The sequence below is a fragment of the Halorubrum sp. SP3 genome (genome assembly GCF_005435195.1).
In the GTDB taxonomy this organism is placed as follows: Archaea; Halobacteriota; Halobacteria; order Halobacteriales; family Haloferacaceae; genus Halorubrum; species Halorubrum sodomense.
This window is the reverse complement of sequence record NZ_SGTU01000424.1, coordinates 1-414: the sequence shown is the minus strand read 5'-3', so window position 1 is coordinate 414 and position 414 is coordinate 1. Positions and strand designations below refer to the sequence as shown.

The window sequence follows — 414 nt, the reverse complement described above, 5'->3', positions numbered from 1 at the left end:
CTCGATCCCGTGTTCCGGATCGACGAGCACCGGGACCCCAGACTGTCCACTCACGGATTTTACTTCGAACCGGAGAAATCGGAATGGGAGTACGTTGTGCGTCTCGTATTCCAGGCCCAGTTCGTCCAGTTTGGTTTCGACCTTCGCGCAGTACGGGCAACCGGGGAGCCGGTAGAGTTCAAGCATTAGAACTGGGTAGATAGTGAGCGCAGCCGCATTAAACACTCTTCGCGGCTGTGAACTGAATTCACACGAGCGTGTGGCTGGCGGGACGAACGGACAAACACCGCCGGAATCTCTCGTGATTCCTTCGGAGACGACTCACTCGATACAGCAGCTCATCGTCGACGTATCCCTGCGGAACGCCTGACACGCTTGCTTGAACGCCTCGCTGAACGTCGGAAACGGGTGGAC

1 protein-coding gene is annotated in these 414 nt (G+C 57.2%); it reads right to left on the bottom strand.

What is annotated here, in order from left to right; all coding sequences use genetic code 11:
* Positions 1–186: glutaredoxin (locus tag EXE42_RS17095; protein WP_137707072.1), on the bottom strand; the 186-nt coding region annotated here is incomplete at its 3' end.
* Positions 187–414: the final 228 nt, after the last annotated feature.